Genomic DNA, 22285 nt, shown 5'->3' with positions numbered 1-22285 from the left:
GAACCGCCACGACCGAAGCCGTGGTTCCCCAAAGACTGATATGAGACCCGCCCTATTGGTTTATATCTCGAAGATACAAATTCCAATAGATAGCGAGCTCACAGCCATCTCATAGGGAAAATTGACGGTTTTCTTGTATGAGTGACATCGTTAGTGATGCATTGTTTAATGCATCATTTTATTGTCGCGTGTAATTAACAATACAAACATACATAGTTTGACGTTAAACGCCAAACTTTTTAAATAAAAAAACATTTAAATGAGCAACACTAATAGATTAGACGAAGTATTTACACAAAGAAAAATTACGAACAGGGTCGTTGCCAAGTATGTAAAAAAATCAGAAGGTACAGTGTCTAAATGGCGAAACAACAAAAGACAACCCTCCGTACATGAGCTTAATAAAATTGCAGAACTATTAAGAGAGGATATAAGAAACCTTTTACATAAGAGCGATTGGTCAGAAAGTAAGGCTCCTACTTACTCGGAATTTAAAAGGCAACTAAAAAAGGGTAATGAATAATGAAATTTATAGTCATTACTTTTATAATTTGACCCCTGACCAAATCTGATAGTAATACTATAGTCGTTTAAACGGTCCTTTACTTTTAATTAAAGCTCAATCCTCCCAGCCACATAAGGTTCTTCCTATATTTCTGGCTTCGTCTTTCGAGATGCTGGAAATCGTTGCCCTACAATTTGATAGACCTCTACAGTAGGGGGTCAAATGATAGCGCTCTGAATAATTTCCATTGCAGACATATACAGATTGATCTGCCAATGCAGGTGTTGGGTCCACAGGTATTGGGTCGGATTTTTTAGCATCTGTTTTTTCAAGAGTTCCATTGTCCAGAGGCTGAACTGTTTCTTGTCTAGGATGACCTATAGTTGGAGAGGGTCTTGGCTCTGGTTCAATAAAAGCTTTGTTCCCAGTAGAACCGTTGCAGTCATTGATAACAGCAAAAATAACAGCGATAAAAAAAATCGCCAATGCAATATATGCAAGCCATGAAAATACCTTGGAAAGAAGATTCGATCTCCCAATGAAATATAAAAGACCTATTAGCAATAGAAAAAAGAAGCCTGGAAGCCCAATGGATATTAAAATGATGAGAGCCGCCAGGATTCCAAAAAATTCCAAGCAGCCAAATGATGAATCACTATTTCTATTGAAAGGTCCTGGAAAAGGGGGCCTGATTGGAGGTAAATCTATATCTGTCAATACTGGTTTTGGGCAATCGCACTCTTCAATCGCCCTATTGCAACCATCACAGGTTTCAATCTCAATTTCCTCTTCTTCTAATATCGAATCCAAAAGATAACCACTTACCTTGCAGTATATGGTCCCAAAGGTTTGACTCCCCTCTTTTACCACATCTTGGATTCGTATATTTTCTAATTTTGGTGAATTGATACTTAATTTATAACCATCTACTCCCAATCGGACTTTGCTGGGAAAGCAGGCAACCTCTTCAAAGCTCCTTTGCTCTATCTGTATATCAGATTGGATGCTATGATAAATTGATTCATTGATGGCTTCAAAATTTTCCACCTCATTGACGACACTGAAAATTTTTCCCTCATAAATTGAAATGTCATAAATTTTGGAAATTGAAAATGGGTCTTGTTCCTTGTTCAATTGTCCATAATATTTGCCTATAAAATTTCCTTGGATATAGGTTTTTCTGTGAACCTCCTTTTCAATCTTTACAACCTTAGTGCCCATGGATTTGGTTTAAGAACTCCACTTCATTCCCCAACTGTGTTTTGTCTTGCCTTCTTTGTGTATTAAAAGGAGAATCCTCGTAATTTTCCTCCCAATTAACTTGGGATCCGTCTAAACCAACGAATGCTACAGGATACAAATCTTTAAACTTTTCATACTCTTCAAGAATTATTCGATTTTGCAAATCGATGCTATCCTTAACATATTTTCCGCGTGGCGAAATAGAAAACTTTAAAAATAACGGCAAGAGAAAAGCTACAAGAAAACCCAAGGTCAATAACCAAATCCAAGGATTCTCTTTATTAAACATTAAAAGACCAATGAAAAATAAGTTAGTAGGGGTAAAAAGTTCTTCGGCCTCCGCAAGTGTTTTGTCCCTTTCATTCAACAACTTTAGTTTTTTCTCATTTAAAAAATTGAAGCTCTCCCCGTCAGTTAAAATTCGGCCATAATCCAATTGTTGCTCTAACCTGGTCAATTCATTTTCTACATTCCTTATCTCAATGTCAAAATACGTTTTGTACTTTCCCCTATCTATTTCAATCTTTTCCATTGCAACTTCCGTAAGTCCATTTGACACCGACTTATTGAAGATAAAGGCTTCAAATGGTTTGATCAGGGTAATACCCATCAACACCATAAAAACAATCCTCGTCGCCAATGAAACTATATATCCAAAACTATATGAAGGTTTATTGGCAGAAAGGGTGGAAAGGTTCAATCTATAAATATTGAAAATGATAAGGGCCCATATCAATGCCAAAGGCCAAGAGATGGCCGGAATCTTAAAAATCCCATTAAAAATAAAGCGGTAGGATAGAATCCCTATTATAAAAAAAAGTGAAAACAAAAAGCCGCTGAGTGCAAAGACTGCTTGTGTTTTCCTTTCACAATTTCTTAGAATCTGTGCATCTTCACCAATGACTTTCCATAAAAACCGATAAGCACCGTATGGTATCATTTTGACTCCGAGATATATGCATCCACATTTTCATCTATGTTCTTTTTCTCTCTTTCCTTCCATTTTTCGATGATATAATCGCTCAATTCTGACTGTGCGGCCATTAGTGCCACTTTTTCATCTATTTTACGTTGGACCTGATGGTGAATCACCAAGTTTCGCTCTTGTCCCTTCTTGTCCTTATAATATTCATATTTGATCTGTATTCCATCTTCCGCCCTGATGAGTTCTTTTACATTTTCACTAATAAAATCGTATGGGCTTTTGATCAGCATCATCTTGAAGAAGATAGGGGTCAATTCTATCACTACAAAAAGTAAGGTGATAAAAAAGGTAATCCAGAATCCTGCTATCTCATGCGCCAATTTTATCCGTTCCAACAGACCATCCAGACCACTGGCTACCTCTTGGTTTTTTGCAAGTTCTCTATCAAGTTCTTGGGTCAATTTTAGTCTTTCAGATATCAACCTATCCAACCCTGCTTTCTTATCCTTGTCAAATGTTTTTAGTTTTTCTCCCAATGAATCCATCAATTCCTTCAAGGCAGCTGCCTTTGGCCCAGGTCTTACAATTCGAACCTCTTCTGTATATTGACTCTCTACCTCAGTCAATCTCTCCAAAAGTTTATTTCTTTCCTTTTCGATTTTCTCCATCTCGGCATCAATAGCATTAAACCTAGTTTCATAATTCGCCTTGGTCGCAATTTCATATGCCTTACGTTTTTCCAATTGCTCTTGATGCAGTTCTGCATCGATTTCGGATTTGAACATCCGGATTTCCATGGGTTTGGAAATGGTAATGGCAATGACCAGTCCCATAACTATACGGGGCAAGGAGTTGGTGAATTCCTGCCAAGTAATGGCTTCCGTTCCGTCTCCCTTGCCAGTGGCCGCAACAATAAACCTATCAATGTTAAAAATGATAAGTCCCCAGATTACTCCAAAAAAACATGACATAACCGCTGTAGAAGTGTGCACCCCACCATCCAAAGCCGAGCCTTTGGGCTCAAAAATGGTATAGATGGCATATCCGCCAGCCAATGCTGCCATAAATCCAGTAGCCACTACTATGCCTCCTAAACAGGCATATTTTACTTGATCGGAATAAGTACATTTTTTAAGGATGTAACCATCCGATCCTGCAGCTTTCCAGAGCCATTGCATAATCTTTCCTGGTTTGGGACTTTCATAATACTCTCGTTTCATAGTTTTTGGATTAGTTGGTTGTTTCACTTGTCACCTCACCCAGTTCCTGTAAGGTTTTGGTCCTTTGAATTTTGGAAAGTCGGTCCAAAATTACCCCATCGAATATCGTTGATGTCTTGAGATGTGGAATCCTTGGTTGTAGGCAAATTGGTTTTGGTTGCAATGCATTTGTACCTAGCTTCACTTTCTTTACCACTATTGGAAAGGAACTATTTCTCAATTCTACCTCTTGGTTCTTTGGAGAGACTCCACCAAAATCACTTGCTTTGAGTGTTACTATCTTGAGATGGACATGAGCATTGATCGTTTTGTCAAGACCATAACATTTCAATTCAAACCAAGACTTCTCTTTGGAAACTTTGAAAATATTATCCCCGGACCTAAAATAAATCCTTGAGGAATTGTCCAGTATAAGAAAGAGTGCATTCTCCACATCCCACTGGAGTTGATTTAGAGTCCCATCAATACAGTAATTGGCAGTACAGGTAAAGGAGTGGAGTTTTAGCTCTCTTTTTTTGAGAAAAAATAAAATGTAGCGATATAGAATTTTGGGTGTATGAAAAAGAATATGGAGCGACAATATTAACTTCCTTGAAACCGATTCCCAATTATCAATATGGATCATCATAATTAATTATTGCCTCATTTACTACATTATCTGGTCGTTTGAACCCAAAACTCCCATTCATAACCATTATTGGACTCAAAAGACTGATAACCAGAAGCTGGGATTACACCTGGAGCACTAGCAATATAGTACTTCCTGCCTGGTTTCACTTTAATATTCTTAATGGAATGGGGGTTTAACTCAAAAGTTTCTTCCTCGACCACAAGTTTAATGGTATAGGATGATTTGTTGTTGACTGTGATTTCTGAATCATAACTGGATATATATCCCGTACTTTGAAAAGCACCATTTTCATTAATCTCAATTGGTTGGACATATACCACATAATTTTTATGTACCCAACCAATCTGATTGGTTCCTACATCAATAGCCTTATAATAACTGTTTATAGTGTTCTTGGAATAGACATAAACATTGGCTCCTGCAGAAAGAACACTTATTTTTCCATGATCTGAAGAAGGCCCTTTTCTAAAATTGACCGTATTGGTTGTCTGCCCAAGGAAGGGTTCAAAGCCCACCTCTGGTTCAACATCGGAATTTGATCTATCAGTTGTTGGTGTCGTTGTTTTTCGATAAGACAATAAACTCTTCTTTACCCATCCACTGATTCCCCCAAAGCAAATTTTCCAATATCCATAATCACCAAAGAAAGAATCGATTACCTTTACACTTTCGCCCGATGGTATTTCACCCTTAATAGCCGATTCAGAGCTCATATTTTGATATATATAAACCTTCATCTTGGTGTAATAGATGGGATGGTTTCCATAGCAACTTTGGGCATTCAAGAATTGAAAGCCATGGAAAATGACGAATAAAAAGAAAACTCGTATCATCTTTCATATTTTAAATCAATCAGGCTCATACTCGTTTGCCTTCCCATTGTGCATGAAAAGGTCAATTCTCCTCTTCAAAAAAGAACTCGTGGATATCAATCAAGCTGCCTCTTCCAATTTGAACCAAGTCCTGTGTTCCTTTTAGAAAGATTCCCAATGACCTTTCATTGTATATGAATTTCATCTCATCGGAATAGTCCGTCACAACATACATATCCCCTGAAAGTTTATAAAAAGGAATGGCCATTTTCCCATTGACCCTTACACCCTTGTTCACAATTTTGCCTTGTGCCAAATTTTCTTCTACGCTTTTGTTTACCCATTCGCCAGATGCAACCCGCACATAAGTCGCCATCATTTTGGTCCATTCTTCCTTGTCTATCAAAAACCATTTTACCTTGTTGAAGTCTATACCATATTCATTGATCTAGCCATGACTGGTAAATCCCAGTAGAACAAACTTCTTTCCGTCCAAAATGGGATCATCCTTTGGCACAAACTCCTGGATTTTAAAAGTGATCACCGAGGTTGTTGACATATCCTTCAGTTTTTTTCCATCGAAATCAAGCGTTTTCAAAGAAAAACTTGTCATTTCAGGATTATTGGACAACACCCATTGGGTGGCAGTCAACTCGGCTCTTTCCTTCATTTCCTCAACAGCGGCGATTCCCGCTCCAATAGCCGCCAGAGCCCCTACAGTAGCAACTGCGGCAGCAGCGCCATTGTCTTGGGCTCTTTGTTGGTTTGGAATAAAAATGGCTAGGGCAAGAAATAGTAAGGTTGATTTTTTCATTCTATGTTGATTTATATCGATCAATAATTAGGAGGTATGGCACTCATTGGAACAATAATAGCATCCGTTTACCTGCCGATAATGCTTTTTGGCTTCCTTCACGGCGTCCTTGCAGTTGGTAAAACTTCCCAAATAAATCCTGTTTTCCACGGATGGCAACCAGGTACAGCCTTCCTTATGAACCTCATGATCACCGTTTGCCTGAGCCCTTTTGTTTACATAATATCGTTTCATAGCTTTTGTAATATTTCGTTTCTCTTCTGTTCAAACTCTTCTTTACTGATAAGTTCATTTTCAAGTAACTCCTTTAACTTCTTGATACTTTCCACTGGATTTTGGCTATCGTTTTTATCCAAGTCCTTAACGGTATTCACAATAATACCTCCTCCAGCTGCTGCTCGGGAATTCTCCAATTCCCGTTGTCGTCTATATTCCGACATCTCTTCTTCCTTTTCTTGGGCAAATCGATACAGCAACCTAGCCTGTGATTTTGGGAGATAATCCATGGTCAATACTCTTCTTTTGATAGTTTTTATACTTAATGTACTTCCCATGATACCTTCGTTTATATGGCAATCCTCGATCTCTTTCCACAAGAAATCCTGAAATTGCATTGATAGACCAAAGGTTTTCGGTCTACAGAAAATGACTCTTTTGTTGGTAAGGGCGATGCAATCGGGCGAAAGATTTAATGCTGGTTTTTTTTGGACGGCAACATATTGCACCTCTTCAGCTGAAGTCAACAGTTGCGACACTTTGACCAGAAGTCTTTCTACAATTTTTGGGTCTTGATTTTCATTGAGGTATTTTTTTAAGTGCTCCATATTATAGGTGTTGAATTATTTCTTTGGCCTAAACTCAAACAACGCCAACCTAATCCAAACCTAGGAACATTTGGTTCCTTTCCCTTGCGTTTTCCCGCAATGCATTAAAAATCAATAAACCCTCCAATTGAGCCATGTCAAGTCTCCCCCAAGCCCGGACACAACTACATGAAGGGTCATGGCCAAACATAGGCTTCTTATAAAAAAATTGCTTGCGGATTTATGCAGAAGAGTGATTAAATAAATCCTCGTTCCATGGCCTGGGCCACTAGATGTACTGGTGTTTTAGCCCCAAAAATTGCTTTGAGCTTGCCAAGACGATCTTGAATACTACGGAGACTACTGGCGGGATAGTTCCTTTCTTGGAAGTATTGGGCTATTTCTTCCTGCTTTAGTCCCTTGGTCAACAGTTTGAGCAAAAGAATATCATAATCATCCAGTTCCAATTGGTTTTCGGAGCTTCTTAGCGCATGTTGCCAAGATTCGGAAAAATAGGTTTTGCCTTCGAATACTTGTTTGATAGCCTTGCCTATTTCATTAATGTCCCTTCTATCTTTCCCTACAAAGGCGTCTATTCCTAGATCATCATATAGGGTTTTTATCTTTCCAACCCTATTTTCAACGGAATACACCACTATTTTCATCGTAGGTTGCACTTTTTTTACCTCAGCAATCAATTCCTCCCCTGAGGATAGACTGCGATTCTTGTAGTCAACCTTGAAGGACAGATCAGTGATCAAGACCTCAAAAGGAGTACCCTGCTGTAAAGCGGCTTTTATTTTTAAAAGGGCATCATCGCAATAATGAACGACCAGAATCTCAGAAATTGACAACCCTGTTAGGCTTTCCTTTAAGCCAGAACCTGTAAGGCCATGGTCTTCTGCTATAAGAACTTTTTGAAACATGGAATTCAATTAAAAAAGAAGGCTTCCCTTAAAACCCTTGCCTTTATTTGATTCAAAACTAAAGCTTCCTCCTATTTCGGTCATGCGTGTTTCCACATTTTTCATACCTCCCATTAGAATCTTATCAGTGTCAAATCCAATACCATTATCAGAATAAACAATCGTGTTCTTCCTTCCTTTTCCATTAAAGGCAATGCTTATCATAGTTGCCTTGGAATGCTTTTTTGTATTCACCAATAATTCTTGGAGACATTTGTACAGCTGTATTTTCTTGTGCTCAGGTACCTTGTCCCAACTGATGTTGGAATATGGGGATGTAACAATGTTCACTCCTTTGGGGTGGTATTGGGCAATCAGGTTTTTGAGTGCACTGGGGAAGTCACTTACATTTACTCCTGCATTTGCAACTGAAATGTCACGGGACCTGACATAGATATCGTTCAAAAAGTACAAAAGCCTCTCCTTCATCTTGACCGGGATGTTCAATCTGTTCTCTACAAACGTCATTACCCCGGACACATCATTGGCCAGATCATCATGGACCCTTTTTGAAATTCGGGCCTCCGTCTTTTGTGCTGTTTGGACGAGTTCCCTTTTTCGTTGCTGGTTTTTTCGGTACACAACGAAAGTACCTACCACAATGGCAATTATAAATGCTGATATGAATATGATCTTATATGTCTTTTCCCGTTCGTTTTGTAATTCGGCCGCCTGAGCTTTTTGCCTTTCTTTCTCCACATTGTATTTGACCATTGCATATTTGTTCTCCTGGATTTGTTTTGCAGAAGATATACTATCGGTCAATTTTCTATATGCAATGACTTTTGGGTCATCACTTAAATCGAGTAAAAGGGATAGGGCATTTTCCAAGTACGACGCACTGTTCAATTGTTTGGCCAGATCATAGGCCAGTTCTGCATGTTCAATTGCCTTTTGACGGTTCCCTTGGTCAAAAAAATATTCGGAAAGATGGTGGTGGCTGGAATACATCCCAGGTATGTCATGCATTCTTTGCCTAATTTTCAATGCGGATTCCATATTGTCCAATGCATCCACCATGTTCAGCTTTGACTGAACAAAACCAAGATTGTCCATGGCCCTGGCAATCCCAATTGAGTCATTTTGCTGCAAGCGTTTTTCAAGTACGAGCAAAGAGGTTTTAAGGGCTAATCCATATTTATTCTGATCAATATATACATAGGACATATTATTAAGTGTCGGGATGCTATCCGAGGAATCCAATGCCAAATCCAGAGCTTGTCCGTAATAGTAAATTGCTTTATCATAGGACTTGATCTGTTTATAAACTATTCCCAAATGATTTAAAACACCACTTCTAGCTTCTTGGGTAACCACATTACTTTTTTGGCCTTCCAATAACTTGAGCGCCTTTACCGCTGTAGCTTCACTTTCATACAAAAAACCCAGTTCATATTGCCCGATGGCGACCCTCCTTAAATTCTGGACCGCAGATATGGTATCTCCCTTTGACAACTGTTTTTGGATTTCTCTCTCAAAAAAAAGAAATGCAGAATTAAGTTCTGTGCTTGTCTCAGGTTTAACAATAACATTGTGGTAATATCTCAAGCTGTCGTTAGAATCTTGGGAATAGGCAATGCAGAGCATTGACCCTATGAGACCGTAAATAAAAAAGAGGAAGAAAAAGCTAGGCTTGTTCATTCCTCTAATTTATGATTAAATCCTATTAGTTGTCTCCAGGTGGTGGTGGTGGTGGAGGCGGATTATGTTCCTCTTCCCCACAACAGGCCTGCGTTTCGATCATGTCTTCTGCAAGATCGGGTTTGGTACAGGAAAAGATGCCTGCACACAGCAACAATAAAAGTGCGATATGAAATTTAGTCATGATTTTTTAATTTTTGATTACACAAAAGGGTCCCTGTCAGGCTTTCGCCCGAGTTCACCACAGGGTTCAGGGACCCACTAAAAATTTTGCGTACGCCATGGTTTGGGAAGTGGAAGAGAATCCAGTAACTTTAGGCAAACTTCCCCTAAGCCTTTTGCCCTGAACTGCATCTTCCCGCAAGAACCATCACTTGCGTTTTGCTATGTTAGCCACAAGTAGCTTGAACTGTTCGATGACAAATGAATGACAGTTCCAACAGAATTGAATTGACAAACTCATGACAACTTTTTGACAATGTTCTGACACTGCTTGCTTTAAACCGTAACCAACTGATTACCAATAGTGAAAAAAGAAAAAGGCATTAAGGAATTAGTAGAAAGGGTCTTTGAAAAAGCCAAAAAAGAAAGCCAGAAAGACACGGCTTATGGACTTTGTAAATACCTAAGTGAAGAAGAAAAAGTGCATTCCAGTGAACGAAATTTGACGAGGTATTACAATCATTTTATTGATGGCAAAAAGGAAGAAAAGATAAAACCGGATGATGCCACATTGGATGAACTGTCCCAATATTTGGGGCACACCAGTTTCAATGCTTTTATAAAAGATTTGGAGAAAAAAGAGCATGACATTGACCTAGAGGGCAAAATCAGGGTGTTGAAAAACTATCTTACCGTGGCAGTGATTCTACTGGTGGTTCTTTCCCTAACATTTCTATTTTTCGCTTCAATGTACTACCGAAAGAATTGTATGGTATGGGTTGAAGACCATTATGAAAAGATTAGATGTTCTGGACTGGAAAATGAAGTGAAACTGAATGAAGAGGTTTTACTAAAAATGAAAGAAATAAATGACCCCCTACAATGTGAACGCGATATGTGGTATGACAAAACCGATAATGAGGTTACATTTTTCACCTATTATGGTGAACATCCTGTCAATGGTAAAATACTAAGGCCGGTCACAGAATATATTTGCGAGAAATACATCTTAGAAAGAAGGGATTCTATTTTGGCTAATACTGCCTCCCTTGATACTATAAAATGAACAGTAGTACCAATAAAATTTTTATTGGTACTAAATTGAACTAATGAGCAATGTGGTTTTACGCAAGGTTGTTGGGAAAAATAATTTCAACTTGGGGCCCTCAAGGAGGTTTAATGTTCACCTCAATGCTGAAATAATTTAAAACAATTAAAAATGAAGACAGTTTTAAAAATTAAGGCCATAAAACCAGGTCCAAAACCAAAAAAGCCAGATGGAACCCCAGATAGGAGAAGAAGGGTCAATCCTGAAACCAAACCAAAACACCCAGGGCTAAAACCACATGAACATAAGCCCGGGGATTAAAAAACATTCGATTATGGCCGAGTATAGAATTTCAGGAGTTTGGAAAGACAGTAATAATGTAATAACACATTACGCCTTTCATACAGTAAACGAAAAAACAATAAGTAGAGCAAGTAAGAAATCAAAAGCTGATGCCATAAAACTATTGGAAACAAGTGGTAATTCAGCAGTGACTTGGGTATGGAATTACTCAACTGCATTTTGGAAAATTGGTGAGAATGTGGAAGTTGTAAACGGTAGTACAGGAAAATATTTAAGATCAAATCCTGATAACACAAAAACTGACAATCTTGCTCATTTAATTGACTTTGATTGGATATTTTCCAAATAAAACAGCAAACAACTAGGTCATTGCTAATTCTTATCTTTTTCGAAAATCACATCAAACTATGATATTAGAAAATTCAAATGAACTCGATCAGCATTTGGAAACACTTGAATCAGAAGTGAAGAAATTCGCTGACGGACTACCCTTTTGGGCAAAATACATTGCTGAAAAGATTTTGTTGGGCAAAGCTATTTCTGATATCGACATTGAAACTTCATATTCCTATCTACTTGAAGAATTAAAACTTAAAGGAGAAACTGAAAAGCCAGAAATTGAAATCAATTACAATGCAAGCACAGGAGATTATGACCCAGATTTACTTCTTACAAAACTTGAAAATGTAGAAGGTGTAAATGCCTTAACCGAAAATCAAACCATAGATTTTAGCCCAAACCTGACAATCATTTACGGTTCAAATGGTTCGGGTAAATCAGGCTATGTAAGGCTGTTGAAAAAGGGTTTCTACTCGAAAGCACCTGAAGAAATTTTACAAAATATACACCTTAAAGACGGACACAAACCCGTAAATGCAAAATTCACCTTCAAATCCAAGAATGAGGATGTTCCTCTATCCTACTCACAAAGAGTTAATGCTGAGTTTGGACAATTTGCGGTTTTTGACGGAAAAGGGCTATTCAAACAACTTGCTGAGAGGAATGAATTTGAGTTCCGTCCAGCCGGACTAAGTTTCTTTGCCGAATACACACATGCAGTTATTCAAGTTGAACAAAAACTAAATACTGACATTGCTACCAAAAATTCAGGAAACACAGCAGATGATCTTTCTGCTTTATTTGATGGAGATTCAGAGATTAAGACTATTGTTCAGAGCCTAAATGCTCAAACAAACATTGGCGACCTGAAAAAACACACTCCTTTTTCTAATAAGGATAAAGCTGAAAAAGACAAAATTCAGAAACAATATGAAGACCTTCTTTTAGCTTCAAAAGGAAAAGAGAAAGAACTAAAGAATCTTGAAACAATCAAAAAGCAATTAGGTGAGAACAAAACTTCAATCGAAACCCTTAATAAATATTTTGAAGGAGTCTCTCTAACAAAAATCAAAGATGCAATTACAGACTGCATCGCAAAAACAGCAACGGCACAAGCCGAAGGGGTTGAAAACTTCAATACCGATAAAATTGACGGAATTGGAACAGAAGAATGGAAAAATTTTATCATAGCAGCTGAAGCGTTTGCCAAAAAACAGAAACCTGAAAATGACGTTTATCCCGAAAATGGAGACAACTGCATACTTTGTCAGCAACCACTTTCAGAAGATGCCGAAAAACTGATTGCCAATTATTGGCAATTCATTAAAAGTGTAGCTGAAGAAAACGCAAATAAGGCACAAGAAACACTCGAAAAAGTAAAGCAAACATATGAAAAACTAAACTTTGACTTGTTTCCGCAAGACAACACACTTACAGTTTGGTTGACTGAAAAATACCCTAATGAGTTAGAAAAGTTGAAGAAAAAACTTTTGGAGCAGAAAAAACTTGCTCAAAACATTGTTTCCGATATTCAAGGCAAAACTGCAAACGAAAGAGTTGAAATAAAAAACAGTTCGGCATACCACACCACTATTGAAACGGCCATTGACGAATCCATCAAGATTATTAAGGAAGATGAGCAGGCAAAGGAGTTGGCAAAATTGCTGAAAGTAAAAACGCTTTTGGAACACAAAGAGAAATTCAATACCCATTTCTCAAAGTTTGAAATGTGCATTAAAAATAAGGTTTGGCTTAAAAAAGCAGCCAAAGCCAGCTTTGCAAAGCGTAAAATTACAGACACCGAAAAAGCTTTATCCGATAAGTATTTCAATCAAAAATACATTGATGTTTTTAATGAAGAATGTCAAAAACTGAACGGAAGCTTCGGAATTGACATAAATCACACAGGTTCGGCAGGTAAGTCATACAGGCAACTTAAATTAAAGGGAAGGAACCCAAATGCTGTTTTAAGTGAAGGTGAACAAAAAGTTATTGCCATTGCCGATTTTCTTGCAGAAATGCAATTATCGGAAATAAACAGAGGTATTGTTCTTGACGACCCTGTTACATCTTTAGATGAGAAGCGAAAAAGTGATATAGCCGAGCGACTTGTATCAGAAGCTTCTTCAAGACAAGTAATTATCTTTACTCACGATCTGGTTTTCGTCTCATCACTAATAGGGCATTGTAAGGAGACGATTACTTCTTTCAATTGCCATTGGATTGAAAATGTTGATGGCAATCAACCAGGTACAATTTGGTTGAATAATACACCATCATTTGAAAAAGGATACAAGACATCAGGAAAAGCACAAGGCTATTATGATCAGGCAAAAAAATCGCCTCCAGAAATTAGAGAAGATAAAATTAAGAACGGTTTTGCCGCTTTAAGAACAAGTTATGAGACTCTAGTAGTTTTTGGGTTATTTAATGGTGTTGTCCAAAGGTTCGAAGAAAGAGTTAGTGTTGATAGTTTAGGAGATGTTGTGTTTAATGACGAAATAAAAAATAAGGTGCTTGATAGTTTCTATCAGTGTTGTAGATATATGGAGGGACATTCGCATAGCGATAAATACTCATTCAAAAAACCAAGTTTAGAAAACTTAAATGAAGAGATTCAGAGATTCAATTTACTTAACAAAGAAATTAAAGAAAAAAGAAAGAAATGAAAAAGTAGAAATAAATCATACTGAACAGAGAAAAGAATTCTTCATTTTTGATTTACAATCCCTATTAAAAATGTTATAACTTGTTAAAAAGGTGTGCTTTTCGGCTCCTATATCTTTTGACCCTATAGGAAGCCCTAAAAAATGGCATATTTCAAAAAAAGTTAGAGAATATTGTCATCAATCCGAAAACTATGGCCAAAAACGAACTAGAATGGGAGGAATATGAGGCTATCACAAAATACATCTATGAATCACTTGGTGCTCAGTATGGGATTAAAGTGAGGGGTTATGGACGGAAATTTAAGGTAAAAGGGAGGTCCGGGGTGGAGCATCAAGTAGACGTTCTGACTGAACAACCCAACGGTGAGAGGCAATTGCTTACTGCAATTGAATGTAAATACTGGAATAAAAAGGTCAATAAGGATGTCGTCATGAAGCTTTCCAAGATAATGGAGGATTCGGATATAACGAGCGGAATCATTGTTTGTAAGGCAGGGTTTACCAGGGACTCAATAACCTTTGCCGAGCATGAAGGTATAAAACTTGTTGAACTGAGAGAAGCCAAGGAAAATGATGTGGATTTCAAAAAGACGTTCGAGATTGGAACCCTGGATATTCATTTCAATATTATGGTCTTTCGCGGAAACGTTACAAGTATCGATCTTGGAAGCACCATTATCGCTGGTGAAAAGGAAATTATGGCCATGTACTATGTTGAGCTTTACGATTCTCATGGGGGTGTAATTCCTTTTGGCAAGTACCTTAAGGCATTCTCAGAAGACATCCAAAGTCGAGGAGAACTATTGAAAACCAATACTATAGATTATCCACTTAGCTGCACGCTGTTCTGGAAGCTTCCGGACAAGGAGGTTCTTGTTGAAAAAATATCAATCACAGGATTCTTAATAAAGATTGATAAACACTCTAAAAGGTCTTTTTTATTGACCGATCAGGTTTGGTTAATTATGAAAGAACTCTTCGATAAAAGGAATCTAACCCTTTCAAAGAGTGGATTGATATGGAGCCTATCTCCAGATTGATGAATAACTGATTAAAATAGTCAGAAACTTAACTGATTCTTAGGGTATCCGGAAACGTCAAAAATTGTATTTATTAAGGGTTCGAGTGGGGTCCCGCTCAGTTCCACCCCATTAAACAGGCTTTAAAAATAAAAAAGCAAACGAAACATCGTTTTGCGCTGCAAGCGTCCCAAATCCCTTTAGATTAACTTTCTATTTAAAACCATTGTTTATGATGTTGAAAAGAGGGGGTCCGGGGGAGACTCATAACTTCCTTTTTTGTGGATAACTTTGGTTTTTAAAAAGAGAATGGGGTGAACTCACCCAAATCCTGGGTTAACGGCCCATGGTAAGTATTAGTCCCCATTCTCTTCTAATCAGGTTACAAAGGACCAGATAGAATTTTAGGAATCCCCTATTAAAGGTTTTAGTCAACGTAACCATTTTAAAACATTATAAAGTTATGGAAATCAAAGAGACCATCGGCATCGATGTGAGCAAGGCCACCCTCGATGCAAGTATCCATTCAAACAAGCGGTCGGCCACTTTTGAGAACACGGAAAAGGGAATGTCCCTTTTGGTAAAATGGGTTTTGGCCAACACTGTCCATCCAAGGGAAATGATCTTCTTCGCCTTTGAGCATACAGGGCTATACTCCGAACGGCTGTCCGAATTTCTCTCGAACAATAAGCTGCCCTTCTCCATCATTCCCGGACTTGAGATCAAAAGGTCCCTAGGTATATCAAGGGGAAAGGATGACAGGGTAGATGCCGAAAAAATCGCAACCTACGCCTATAGGCTCCGCGAAGAAATCCAGCCCTCCCAAGTCGCCCCAAAAGAAATAAGGACCCTGAAAAAGCTCCTGTCGTTACGGGAAAGACTGGTAAGGCAAAGGGCCGGTTACAAAGCCAGCCTGAAAGAGCAAAAAAAAGTGTTCGGGAAAGAAATGCCCAAACTATTGCTAGGGGTACAGAAAAAAATGATCAAGGAACTATCAGTTCAAATCGACGCCATTGGAACAGAAATGGAGGCCATCATTTCCTCAGATAGGGAAATGGCCCGAAAGTTCGAACTATTGCTCTCCATCAAATGCATTGGGAATCAGGCAGCCCTACACCTAATGGTCTTCACTGAAGGATTTACCAAGTTCAAGAACTCAAGACAGTTTGCGTCATACTGTGGAGTGGCACCATTTCCCAATCAATCGGGGACCAGCCTCAAGGGAAGGCCTAGGATTAGTCAGCTTGCGAACAAAAAGATGAAAAGTCTTTTGGATATGTGTGCCAAATCATCCATCAGACACAACCTTGAAATACGGGAATATTACCAACGCAGAGTGGCCATGGGAAAGAACAAGATGAGTACCATCAATATCATTAGGAACAAATTGTTGTCCAGGGTCTTTGCCGTGATACAAAGGGGAACCCCATACGTGAACCTCTACGGGCACATTACCTAAAACATTATTTTTCCTTCAAAACGCCCCCCACAAAAAGACGGGGCGGATTGAACGGGAAAATAATCTAAAAAAAGTTGAGAATTTATTTGGAAAGTCCATAGAATACTTACCCCCAACTTTTGCGCATGGATCCTATCGGGTTTTTGTAGTGTTCGGGAAGATAAGCGTAAAGCAAAAACACGATAGGGCGCAACCTACTTCTTGGATTTCAATAGCCCATATCCTCACCTGTGCCCCTAGCCTTATTGATCCCCCTTCCAAGGACTTTGATGATCTTGGCCGCCATTTGCACCTTATTGGTCGGGATACTTGGAGCTTTGACACCCATTGTTTTAAGTAGTTTGAAGGCCATATCCTTTTCCTTGGTGGGCAGTCCCATCACCTTGGCAAAGAACTTCCCCGGTTCCTTGGCATGGGCCTTTCTCCCAACATAGGATTCCACATAGTTCCTTTTAAATCCTGTTGTCCTATCAAAGGTCTTCTCTGCGGTTTGGTAGAAACTGTCCCTATCAAATCCCCTTTTGACCGTCTTTCCGTTCAGTTCTACTTCGGATGCCCTGTGCTTGGCCATTGGGGAAAGGGTATAGGTATTCGTCACGTCCCTTCTACTTACCATGATATGGATATGGGTCTGTGGCCCCTCTTTTTGCATCCCTGCGGCCACCAGTTGCCCGTTCTGTTTGTGCGGGGCCATTCTTTCTTGCTCTTTGATTCTTTTTTCGAGTTCTTTGACATTGCCGATGGACTCGCCCCGTTCCACTTTCCGTATCTCGTTCCTGAGCCTTGCTATCTCCTTTCGATAGGGGGCATTCTCCTGTACCTGCCTGTCAAGGCCCCGATAGGTGCGTTCATGTTCTATCTTGGCATAGTACTTCAGGTTCTCGGCCTTGACCTCTTGGTTCCTATGGAAACTCTTGGCATAGTCCTCCATGAGCTTCCTTGTATATTCCCTGAGCATATTTGGATCATTGCCGATGGCCTTCAGTTCCCTTTGGTTGGGACTGACCACTATGGAGTAGAATTTCGGGTCCTTCTGCCTTAATTTGGCGGTATTGGCATCTATTTCATCGATGTCCGTTTCAGGGCTTACGTTGTCATTTTCATGGTCAAAGAATTCCTCCCTCTGTTCGGGCAATCTGTCCTCGTTTTCCTTTTCCAGATAGTCCACATAGTTCCCTACACTGGAGTTGTAGGTACTGCCCATTTTCTGTGCCGAGATGGTAAGGTACATAAGCGTTATTTTAATTTGTATTTCAGGCTTTCAAAATCCCCGATGCCCATATTGATCTTTAGATACGGCTTTCCCATCATAGGCTCCACCTTCTCCACCTTTTTGAGGATTTTATTGCAGCGCTTTTTATAGTTTTCAAATTCACGGAGTATTCTATCGTGCTCTGTTTTCGGAACAGTGTTTCTAGGCTCCAAAAAATCCATTCGCTCTTCCTGAATTTTAACTTGTTCGGGCTTACGTTTCCTCCCATCCTTTACATAGGCCTCATAAAGAATGAGTACCATTTCATAGGTGGGCCGGATACTGGTCTTTTCCATGTTCTTGATAATGGCGATGATCCTATCGAATTTTTTCATCATTTTCACTTCCAATTTTTTGATACTGTCAAGGATGATCTTTGTTCCCTCTCCAAAAGGGTCAAGGTTGTTCTCCTTGAAGTATTGTATCATTCCATCCAAGACCTCACTATGGGATTTGCTGAACCTTTTGGAATAGCTGCGAAAGCGTGTGGCCGTTTCTTTCTTTACCGTGATGTTGGAATAACCACCTGTTCCTTTCTTTGTTCTGTCATTCGTTGATTGCTTTTCCATAGGTGCGATTTTGTTTTTTAGTGAAATTGCGTCAATTTTTGCGTCAAAAATTTCCAGTGTTTACTGGGCTTCCCAAAGGGTTTACTGTAGATTTCGGAAAAGTCTACTGTAGCCTTCTTTTTTGCACAGTAATCCGAAATCACCTCAATTAACTGGTTTTCAACTTGTTGAAGACCCGAAAACAACTGTGATGGCGCAATCTACGCATCACCCTCTTGCTATTCCTATTTTCACGCAAGCGTGAAAACCGAAATACTTTTCATTGGAGTAAAGGGCATCAATAAACTCAGCGGTTTTTCTTTCTTCGAAGCTGTTGATTGAACTTCTCTTCCAGAAATTCATCAGATAGGTTAGGGTCGCCCATCAGCCATTTGTCGATGGTATCCTTATCAAAAAATATTTGACGGATATGTTCATTATTGCTCATAGGGATGAGCTTCAACGAGGTAAGCTTGTATATCTTACTTTTGGAAAGTCCGGTATAGGCAGCAAGGTCTTCCACATTCATGACCTTTTTCTGGTGGCCTAGGATAAGTTTGATTTCTTTGAGTAATGTCAACACATTCTGTTGCTCTTCCATAACTTTTGATTTTTTGGAATTAGAGAATATGTAAACGGCCGCTTACTTTTTTGTACACGACAAACATATATCACCTGATGCAAGTGAAAAATAGGGAAATGAAGATTGCGCTTTAATTGCCTTTTGTTTTCGGGGGTGGCACAAAAAATCTATACTAATTAGGAGATTCCAAGTGCTTTGGCTATTGCTTTTCGGGTATCGTCATAATCGCCTTCCTTGGTCTTTTGTGACCATTTTGAGTAACTGGATGCAAAAGTGTTTGGGTTAATTTCAGAACCGTCAAAGGAAAATTTTTTTTGAACCAATCTGGAAAGTGAGTCCCTTGATTCCTTTCCAATTTCTTGAATGCCATCTTCAATAATATGGTCCAAAAAGGAAAAAAGAAACCTAAGGTTACCCGATTGCTTGTTCTTTGGCACTTCCCTGATGACTATCTTTTCTTTGGAAGGCAAAAGGTTTGTCAAAAGCTCTAAATTTTCAATATCGGATTCATCAAACCCAAAATATTCCTTGTCTATTTTTTTAAATGACAGCTCTATAAATGAGAAGCCTTCTACATCAACATTTGCCATTTCTTTAGCCTTAAACCAGCCAATTACAAACACAAGAGCTATTGACAATAGTAGTAACTGAAAAATATAGTAGGTAGATATCTGTAGCCAAGTATAATTCTTTCCGCTAATGAAAAAAAGAAGGGTTAGGGGTATAAAGCTTATTATGATAATTAAGGCGGAAAGCCCATTAAGGGAAAGATGTCTGGCTTTGGACTCCATTTTTCTAGACAACGTTCTTTGTTTATGAATCCAAATGGCCAAAATGTTGCCCAATTTTTCCATATCCCAAGATAGCGAATTTGAGATACAAAATATTACTCCTAGAAACTATCATAAGCAAATGTGATAAGTAAGAGGATCATCAAGATAAAATTAAATTACCTGTTATTCAACACTGTAATTGTGTGAAACCCATAGATTTTTTAAGGTTTTTATTCAGTTCTTTTTAATATATCTTGTTTATTTTTAGAACTCTTTCCCCCAGACTATTTATTATCAAGACCTTAATTGTTTATGAATGTCGCAAAGATTAGTCAATTAATTTGACCATTAAAGCTATGTTGCCAAACTATTTAAAAATGAAAAAAATAATTCTACTATTATCCATTAACCTAATCGTAATTAGCTCTTTATCTGCTCAATATTCCCTTGATGAGCCTAAAAAATTAGGGTTTATCGCATATTTAAACACTATTAAAGAGATTTCAGAAAACAAAATATTATGGTCTGAAGCAAGGTACATTCAAAGAGAAATTGACCGCAAAGACTCATTAAAAAAAATTGAAGACGATATAAAGAAAAAAGAACTTCTTCTTGAACAATCAAGTGACACACGCTCTTTAGAAAATGAATTAAACAATTTAAACAATCAACATAAACCTTGGAAAGAGATCTGGTCTAAGCAGAAAGAATCAGACATAAAAATTAGGCAAGAAATTCAAAATAAATATGCAAATCTAAGGTGGAAAACGAATTTGTTAATTAATCAATTCTCATCGGATATCGTTAATCTTAATAGAATATCTATTTATCGAGACATGGACAATTATTTGAAAAATGGTGGTGTTTTACCTAAAAAACTTAAAAAGTTCAAACCATTATTAGAAGAAATTGAGAATAAATATAATAAACTGTTGTCTTCAAAATATAGAACCGGAGGACCACAAAGTGTTGCAGGATTACAAGAACTGTTTACTCTTGCTGGAATTAGCCCATATACCATCTACAAAGATATAAAAGCTTCAAAAGAGAAGAAAATCACAACCCTAGTAGGTTTCATAAAAGAAATGAGATTAAAAACTTTGTCTGAATTACAATCTGGTTCTAAAGAGGAGGACAAAGAGGAAGAAATGGAGAAATCAGAAAAGTAAATGAGTTATTAATGCGGAAACATTTTTTATTGCTTTAAATTCTTGTATAGAATAAAATTCACAACTAATGGAAATCTATAAAACAACCAAAATTTTCACACCAGCATCATTGGCAGAAGAGTCATTTATAGAAAGAGAGCCTAAAATAAATTCTCAATTGGTAGATTCCTTAAGGACTCCTGGTGTAGATACCCCAAAAATTAGGGCAGTAAGTTTAATCATTAAATTTACTGAATATGACACGAAGAAAGTTTACCCCGAAGTTCAAGACCAAGGTGGTATTGGAAGCCTTGAAAGAGCGGCATAGCCTTGCCGAACTTGCCCAGAAGTACGAGATACACCCGACCCAGATCAGCGCATGGAAGCGCGATTTCCTCGATGGGGCCGAGCAGGTGTTCGAATCGGGCAAGAAGGATGCCCGCAGCGAGACCGAAAGGGAGAAGGACAAACTTCTAAAGGCCATAGGCCAGTTGAAGGTCGAGAACGATTTTTTAAAGGACGCCTTGCGCTGAGACCACTCTCCGAACGCAGAAAAATGATACGCAAGGGTCATTCCAAGATGAGCATTGTAAAACAATGCGAAACATTGTCGGTCCATCGTTCCGGGCTGTACTATAAGCCCAGGGGCGAGACCGAACTGAACCTGAAGCTCATGCGGGAGATGGACGAACATTATCTCCACCACCCTTTCAAAGGGGCCAAGCGGATGCACATCTGGCTGACCAAAGACAAAGGCTATAAAGTGAGCAGGAACCGGATCGAACGGCTCTATTACAAGGTAATGGGGCTTAGGGCGGTACTTCCGGGAAAGCACACCTCCCGAAGGTGCAAGGACCACAAAACGTATCCCTACCTGCTACGCAACCTGACAGTTGACAGGCCCAATCAGGTATGGGCAACCGACATCACCTATATCCCCATGCAACAGGGATATCTCTACCTGGTGGCCATCATCGACCTGCACAGCCGCTATGTCCTGAACTGGAGCGTGTCCAATTCCATGGATGCCCAATGGTGCAGGGAAACATTGGAAGAGGCCATAGGTGAGCACGGGACACCTGAGATCCTCAATACGGACCAGGGGAGCCAGTTCACCGCCGAGGAGTTCGCCAATTATGTTTTGGGCCAGGGAATACGCCTGAGCATGGACGGTAAGGGAAGGGCCACGGACAATGCCTTTATCGAAAGGCTATGGAGGAATGTAAAATACGAGAAGATATACCTGAACCCTCCAAGGGACGGTATGGACCTTTATCTGTTATTGGCAGAGTACTTTGATTATTACAACCATGAAAGAAGACACCAGTCCATCGACTATGAAAGACCTATCGATCTATTTAAGAGAGCGGCTTGAATTATATTAGTTTTGTAGAGAAACTGTCCTAAAGATCGGGGTATCTACA

General features: G+C 38.8%; 27 protein-coding genes. 11 read left to right on the top strand and 16 right to left on the bottom strand.

What is annotated here, in order from left to right:
- Window positions 1-259 precede the first annotated feature (259 nt).
- Window positions 260-523 (top strand): helix-turn-helix transcriptional regulator, encoded by a 264-nt coding sequence (locus EO132_RS19070; protein ID WP_127139400.1) that lies wholly within the window; start codon window positions 260-262, stop codon window positions 521-523.
- A 96-nt stretch (window positions 524-619) separates the two neighbouring features.
- Here the strand turns inward: EO132_RS19070 and EO132_RS19640 are convergent, their stop codons facing one another.
- From EO132_RS19640 to EO132_RS19400, 12 genes are all read right to left on the bottom strand, one after another.
- A complete protein-coding gene (locus EO132_RS19640) occupies window positions 620-1639 on the bottom strand; it encodes a hypothetical protein (RefSeq protein ID WP_235856518.1) in 1020 nt (339 codons plus the stop codon).
- 76 nt (window positions 1640-1715) lie between these two features.
- Window positions 1716-2687, bottom strand: a complete 972-nt coding sequence (locus EO132_RS19060) for a DUF4407 domain-containing protein (protein WP_127139399.1) — start codon at window positions 2685-2687, stop codon at window positions 1716-1718.
- Window positions 2684-3892: a DUF4407 domain-containing protein gene (locus EO132_RS19055; protein WP_235856517.1), complete on the bottom strand. Its 1209-nt coding sequence runs from the start codon at window positions 3890-3892 to the stop codon at window positions 2684-2686. Before EO132_RS19055 ends, EO132_RS19060 begins: the two co-directional genes overlap by 4 nt.
- Window positions 3893-3902: 10 nt before the next feature.
- A complete protein-coding gene (locus EO132_RS19050) occupies window positions 3903-4520 on the bottom strand; it encodes a hypothetical protein (RefSeq protein ID WP_127139398.1) in 618 nt (205 codons plus the stop codon).
- 26 nt (window positions 4521-4546) lie between these two features.
- The gene (locus tag EO132_RS19045) at window positions 4547-5356 is read right to left on the bottom strand and encodes an SH3 domain-containing protein (protein WP_127139397.1); all 810 of its coding nucleotides are present in this window, start codon (window positions 5354-5356) and stop codon (window positions 4547-4549) included.
- A gap of 61 nt (window positions 5357-5417) precedes the next feature.
- Complete coding sequence (locus EO132_RS19635; protein WP_235856516.1) at window positions 5418-5741, bottom strand: hypothetical protein; 324 nt, start codon at window positions 5739-5741, stop codon at window positions 5418-5420.
- 42 nt (window positions 5742-5783) lie between these two features.
- The gene (locus tag EO132_RS19630) at window positions 5784-6149 is read right to left on the bottom strand and encodes a hypothetical protein (RefSeq protein ID WP_235856515.1); all 366 of its coding nucleotides are present in this window, start codon (window positions 6147-6149) and stop codon (window positions 5784-5786) included.
- A 27-nt stretch (window positions 6150-6176) separates the two neighbouring features.
- Window positions 6177-6383, bottom strand: a complete 207-nt coding sequence (locus tag EO132_RS19035) for a hypothetical protein (RefSeq protein ID WP_127139396.1) — start codon at window positions 6381-6383, stop codon at window positions 6177-6179.
- Complete coding sequence (locus tag EO132_RS19030; RefSeq protein WP_127139395.1) at window positions 6380-6973, bottom strand: PH domain-containing protein; 594 nt, start codon at window positions 6971-6973, stop codon at window positions 6380-6382. Before EO132_RS19030 ends, EO132_RS19035 begins: the two co-directional genes overlap by 4 nt.
- Window positions 6974-7209: 236 nt before the next feature.
- Window positions 7210-7878 carry a response regulator gene (locus EO132_RS19025; RefSeq protein ID WP_127139394.1) on the bottom strand — a complete coding sequence of 223 codons (669 nt, stop codon included), beginning with the start codon at window positions 7876-7878 and terminating at the stop codon, window positions 7210-7212.
- 9 nt (window positions 7879-7887) lie between these two features.
- The gene (locus tag EO132_RS19020) at window positions 7888-9558 is read right to left on the bottom strand and encodes a tetratricopeptide repeat-containing sensor histidine kinase (protein WP_127139393.1); all 1671 of its coding nucleotides are present in this window, start codon (window positions 9556-9558) and stop codon (window positions 7888-7890) included.
- Between the two features lie 25 nt (window positions 9559-9583).
- Complete coding sequence (locus EO132_RS19400; protein ID WP_164732395.1) at window positions 9584-9742, bottom strand: hypothetical protein; 159 nt, start codon at window positions 9740-9742, stop codon at window positions 9584-9586.
- 342 nt (window positions 9743-10084) lie between these two features.
- Between EO132_RS19400 and EO132_RS19015 the strand changes: the two genes are divergently transcribed.
- The 6 genes from EO132_RS19015 to EO132_RS18995 all read left to right on the top strand — a co-directional run bounded on the left by EO132_RS19015 (window position 10085) and on the right by EO132_RS18995 (window position 16557).
- Window positions 10085-10786, top strand: coding sequence for a hypothetical protein (locus EO132_RS19015; protein WP_127139392.1), 702 nt, complete (start codon window positions 10085-10087; stop codon window positions 10784-10786).
- Between the two features lie 153 nt (window positions 10787-10939).
- Window positions 10940-11089: a hypothetical protein gene (locus EO132_RS19395; RefSeq protein ID WP_164732394.1), complete on the top strand. Its 150-nt coding sequence runs from the start codon at window positions 10940-10942 to the stop codon at window positions 11087-11089.
- Window positions 11090-11102: 13 nt separating this feature from the next.
- Window positions 11103-11420, top strand: a complete 318-nt coding sequence (locus tag EO132_RS19010) for a DUF3892 domain-containing protein (protein ID WP_164732393.1) — start codon at window positions 11103-11105, stop codon at window positions 11418-11420.
- Window positions 11421-11478: 58 nt separating this feature from the next.
- On the top strand, window positions 11479-14079 hold the full coding sequence (locus tag EO132_RS19005; RefSeq protein ID WP_127139390.1) for an AAA family ATPase: 2601 nt from the start codon (window positions 11479-11481) through the stop codon (window positions 14077-14079).
- 191 nt (window positions 14080-14270) lie between these two features.
- A complete protein-coding gene (locus EO132_RS19000; RefSeq protein WP_127139389.1) occupies window positions 14271-15119 on the top strand; it encodes a restriction endonuclease in 849 nt (282 codons plus the stop codon).
- 442 nt (window positions 15120-15561) lie between these two features.
- On the top strand, window positions 15562-16557 hold the full coding sequence (locus tag EO132_RS18995; RefSeq protein ID WP_127139388.1) for an IS110 family RNA-guided transposase: 996 nt from the start codon (window positions 15562-15564) through the stop codon (window positions 16555-16557).
- 208 nt (window positions 16558-16765) lie between these two features.
- Here EO132_RS18995 and mobB read toward each other — a convergent pair whose 3' ends face one another.
- The 4 genes from mobB to EO132_RS18975 form a co-directional block, all read right to left on the bottom strand.
- Window positions 16766-17788, bottom strand: coding sequence for a MobB family relaxase (gene mobB / locus EO132_RS18990; RefSeq protein WP_127139387.1), 1023 nt, complete (start codon window positions 17786-17788; stop codon window positions 16766-16768).
- Between the two features lie 5 nt (window positions 17789-17793).
- Entirely contained in the window at window positions 17794-18378 is a 585-nt protein-coding gene (locus tag EO132_RS18985; protein WP_127139386.1) for a BfmA/BtgA family mobilization protein, read from the bottom strand.
- 286 nt (window positions 18379-18664) lie between these two features.
- Window positions 18665-18958, bottom strand: coding sequence for a helix-turn-helix transcriptional regulator (locus tag EO132_RS18980; protein ID WP_127139385.1), 294 nt, complete (start codon window positions 18956-18958; stop codon window positions 18665-18667).
- Between the two features lie 158 nt (window positions 18959-19116).
- On the bottom strand, window positions 19117-19530 hold the full coding sequence (locus EO132_RS18975; RefSeq protein WP_127139384.1) for a hypothetical protein: 414 nt from the start codon (window positions 19528-19530) through the stop codon (window positions 19117-19119).
- A 560-nt stretch (window positions 19531-20090) separates the two neighbouring features.
- Here EO132_RS18975 and EO132_RS18970 point away from each other — a divergent pair.
- The 4 genes from EO132_RS18970 (at window position 20091) to EO132_RS18960 (ending at window position 22236) form a co-directional block, all read left to right on the top strand.
- Window positions 20091-20882 (top strand): hypothetical protein, encoded by a 792-nt coding sequence (locus EO132_RS18970; RefSeq protein WP_127139383.1) that lies wholly within the window; start codon window positions 20091-20093, stop codon window positions 20880-20882.
- A 67-nt stretch (window positions 20883-20949) separates the two neighbouring features.
- Window positions 20950-21189, top strand: coding sequence for a hypothetical protein (locus EO132_RS19390; protein WP_164732392.1), 240 nt, complete (start codon window positions 20950-20952; stop codon window positions 21187-21189).
- Entirely contained in the window at window positions 21119-21394 is a 276-nt protein-coding gene (locus EO132_RS18965) for a transposase (RefSeq protein WP_072882405.1), read from the top strand. Before EO132_RS19390 ends, EO132_RS18965 begins: the two co-directional genes overlap by 71 nt.
- A 23-nt stretch (window positions 21395-21417) precedes the next feature.
- Entirely contained in the window at window positions 21418-22236 is an 819-nt protein-coding gene (locus EO132_RS18960; protein WP_127136440.1) for an IS3 family transposase, read from the top strand.
- Window positions 22237-22285: the final 49 nt, after the last annotated feature.

The organism is Flagellimonas oceanensis (assembly GCF_003992595.1).
Taxonomy (GTDB): Bacteria; Bacteroidota; Bacteroidia; order Flavobacteriales; family Flavobacteriaceae; genus Flagellimonas; species Flagellimonas oceanensis.
The sequence above is the reverse complement of the archived record's forward strand: the minus strand, read 5'-3'. Positions and strand labels throughout refer to the sequence as shown.